The 3,645-nt window shown below is 43.0% G+C and carries 3 protein-coding genes; 1 reads left to right on the top strand and 2 read right to left on the bottom strand.

What is annotated here, in order from left to right:
- Positions 1-11: 11 nt before the first annotated feature.
- Complete coding sequence (gene groL / locus ACFIKE_RS08655; protein WP_015856904.1) at positions 12-1,655, bottom strand: chaperonin GroEL; 1,644 nt, start codon at positions 1,653-1,655, stop codon at positions 12-14.
- 58 nt (positions 1,656-1,713) lie between these two features.
- A complete protein-coding gene (gene groES, locus ACFIKE_RS08650) occupies positions 1,714-2,010 on the bottom strand; it encodes a co-chaperone GroES (protein WP_005774667.1) in 297 nt (98 codons plus the stop codon).
- Between the two features lie 226 nt (positions 2,011-2,236).
- On the opposite strand from groES, the gene fumC reads away from it, so the two are divergent.
- Complete coding sequence (fumC, locus tag ACFIKE_RS08645) at positions 2,237-3,625, top strand: class II fumarate hydratase (protein WP_375626454.1); 1,389 nt, start codon at positions 2,237-2,239, stop codon at positions 3,623-3,625.
- The last annotated feature ends 20 nt before the right edge of the window (positions 3,626-3,645 follow it).

Below are 3,645 nucleotides of genomic sequence, written 5' to 3'. Positions count from 1 at the left end.
GGAATAAGAGCTTAGAAATCCATTCCGCCCATTCCACCCATTCCGCCACCAGGCATTGGAGGCATTGGTGTATCTTTCTTTGGAACTTCAGCAACCATTGCTTCTGTTGTAATCAGAAGGCTAGCAATTGAAGCCGCATTCTGGAGAGCAGAACGCACAACTTTCACTGGATCAACAATTCCCAAAGCAATCAAATCACCAAATTCACCCGTGGCGGTATTGTAACCATAAGTGTCAGCATTATTTTCCAACACTTTGCCCACAATAATAGCGGCTTCTTCACCGGCATTGGTTGCGATTTGACGTGCTGGCGCTTGGAGAGCACGACGAACGATATGAATACCAGCTTCTTGGTCAGGATTGCTTCCTTTAACGGTCAACGCATTTGCTGCACGCAACAATGCGGTACCACCACCAGCAACAATACCTTCTTCAACAGCAGCACGTGTTGCATTCAAAGCATCATCAACACGGTCTTTCTTTTCTTTCACTTCAACTTCTGTTGCACCACCCACACGGATAACAGCAACACCACCAGCGAGTTTAGCAAGTCTTTCTTGCAATTTTTCACGGTCATAGTCAGAAGTTGTTTCTTCGATCTGAGCCTTGATTTGATTGACGCGAGCAGTAATTTCAGACTTTTGTCCAGCACCATCAATAATGGTGGTGTTTTCTTTAGAAATATTGACTTTCTTTGCACGTCCAAGCATATCCAAAGTGACATTTTCAAGTTTAATGCCCACATCTTCAGAAATAACCTGTCCGGATGTTAAGATTGCGATATCCTCTAACATTGCTTTACGGCGATCACCAAATCCTGGAGCTTTTACAGCAGCAATTTTCAAACCACCACGCAACTTGTTAACCACGAGCGTTGCCAAAGCTTCACCTTCCACATCTTCAGCGATAATGAGAAGTGGTTTTCCAGATTGCACAACAGCTTCAAGCACAGGAAGAAGAGATTGCAAATTAGACAATTTCTTTTCGTGAATGAGAATGTAAGGATCATCGAGATCAGCGACCATTTTCTCAGCATTTGTGACAAAATAAGGGGAAAGATACCCACGGTCAAATTGCATACCTTCAACGACTTCTAATTCCGTTTCAGCGGTTTTAGCTTCTTCCACGGTAATGACGCCTTCATTGCCCACTTTTTCCATAGCATCAGCGATCATTTTACCGATTTCAGCAGCGCCATTAGCAGAAATGGTTCCTACTTGTGCAATTTCTGCTGAAGTTTGGATTTTTTTTGCTTTTTTGAAGAGGTTTGCCACCACTTCATCCACAGCAGCATCAATCCCGCGTTTAAGATCCATTGGGTTCATACCCGCAGCAACAGCTTTAACGCCTTCTTGCACAATAGCTTGTCCTAAAACAGTTGCTGTTGTTGTTCCATCACCAGCGATATCATTGGTTTTAGAAGCAACTTCGCGCAACATTTGTGCACCCATGTTTTCGAACTTATCTTCAAGTTCAATTTCCTTTGCAACGGATACACCATCTTTTGTGATGCGAGGCGCACCGAATGATTTATCAATCACCACATTACGACCTTTAGGGCCGAGTGTCACCTTAACAGCATTAGCAAGGATGTCGACACCGCGCAACAAACGCTCACGCGCTTCACGGCCAAATTTGACTTCTTTAGCAGCCATTTAATTTCTCCTTGGAGTTTTCTCAAAATAGTACACAATGAAAAACTAAGTGCTTCAATTAGCCCATAATTCCCATAATGTCAGATTCTTTCATGATGAGGAGATCTTCCCCATTAATCTTGACTTCAGTTCCAGACCATTTTCCAAAGAGGATACGGTCTCCTGTTTTAACTTCTAAAGGCACGCGCTTTCCGTTATCATCGAGAGCGCCATTGCCAACAGCAATCACTTCGCCTTCTTGGGGTTTTTCTTTTGCTGTATCAGGGATGATAATCCCACCAGCCGTTTTATTTTCAGATTCAACCCGACGGACAACGACACGGTCGTGAAGTGGGCGGAATTGTATATTAGCCATGTTTTAAATCCTTAAAACTGAACATAATTGCATTAATCTTAAAAGTTCTTGCTAGCACTCATAGCTTGAGAGTGCTAGTATGAGTTAGATATAAAATCGGCATCTCTTAATGTCAAGAATAGCCATAAAAATAATTTCTCTAAATGAAGCTTCAAAGTCTTGCCTCTTATTGCACTTTCGCGTTATCTATCTTTTTGAGAACCCGTGAACAAAAAAGGATCTTATCATGGTTGAAACACGTCAGGAAACGGATAGCTTTGGAACGATTGCGGTACGTCAAGATCGTTATTGGGGCGCACAAACTGAACGTTCTCTGCATAATTTTAATATTGGTAGTGAAAAGCAGCCTCTTGCCATCATCTATGCCTTAGCCCTTATCAAAAAGGCTGCAGCTGTTGTAAATATGGACAAAGGAAAACTACCAGAAAATATTGGAAAAGCAATTATTGCCGCCGCCGATGAAGTGCTTGCCGGCGATTTTGATACGCATTTTCCACTCTCCGTTTGGCAAACAGGTTCTGGCACACAAAGCAATATGAATGTCAATGAAGTCATTGCTAATCGTGCCAGTAAGATTTTGGGAGGAAAACTTGGAAGCAAAAAACCAGTTCATCCCAATGACCATGTCAATATGAGTCAATCATCGAACGATTCCTTTCCCACAGCGCTTCACATTGCCACCACGTTGCAAACACGCCAACACTTACTACCAATTCTTGAAGCTCTTATTGCTACATTAAAACAAAAAGAGCAAGAATTTGCAGACATCATTAAAATCGGCCGCACCCATACCCAAGATGCAACGCCTTTAACCCTAGGGCAAGAATTTTCAGGCTATCGTGCCGCATTAGAAGCCAATCTTCAGCGCATTGAAAATGCTCTAACCGATGTCCACATGCTTGCTCAAGGTGGCACGGCTGTTGGCACAGGGCTGAATGCACCAAAAGGTTTTGACATTGCTTTTGCAAAAACAGTGAGCGCTTTCACAGGAATAACGTTCCAAACTGCCAGCAATAAATTTGAAGCACTCGCCCATCATGGCGCCCTTGCGCATTTCCACGGAAGCTTGAATGCTCTCGCTGCTGATCTGTTTAAAATTGCAAATGACATTCGGTTTTTAGGCTCTGGTCCACGTTCCGGTTTAGGGGAACTCAGTCTTCCTGAAAATGAACCCGGATCTTCTATTATGCCCGGCAAAGTTAACCCCACGCAATGTGAAGCCTTAACCATGGTCGCATGTCAAGTTTTTGGTAATCACACCAGCGTAACCTTTGCCGCAAGTCAAGGACATTTTGAACTCAACGTTTATAAACCTGTTATTGGCTATAACGTTTTACAATCAATTACCCTTCTTGGTGATTGCATGCGCTCTTTCGATATGCATTGCATTCAAGGATTACGAGCCAATCGCGTTCATATTCACTCGCTCATGGAGCGCTCACTCATGTTAGTCACAGCTCTTGCACCAGAAATTGGCTATGAAAAAGCTGCTGAAATTGCCAAAGCAGCGCATAAACACGATACAACTTTGCGCACCGAAGCATTAAAAGCTGGCGTTTCTATAGAGGATTATGACCGATTAGTTGATCCCAAAAAGATGATTGCTCCCCAATAAACAACCCACTAAAAAAGATG

It is taken from the genome of Bartonella sp. MU70NMGDW (assembly GCF_042194085.1).
GTDB classification, from domain to species: Bacteria; Pseudomonadota; Alphaproteobacteria; order Rhizobiales; family Rhizobiaceae; genus Bartonella; species Bartonella grahamii.
Note: the sequence above shows the minus strand (reverse complement) of the source record. Positions and strands in the feature narration are given on the sequence as shown.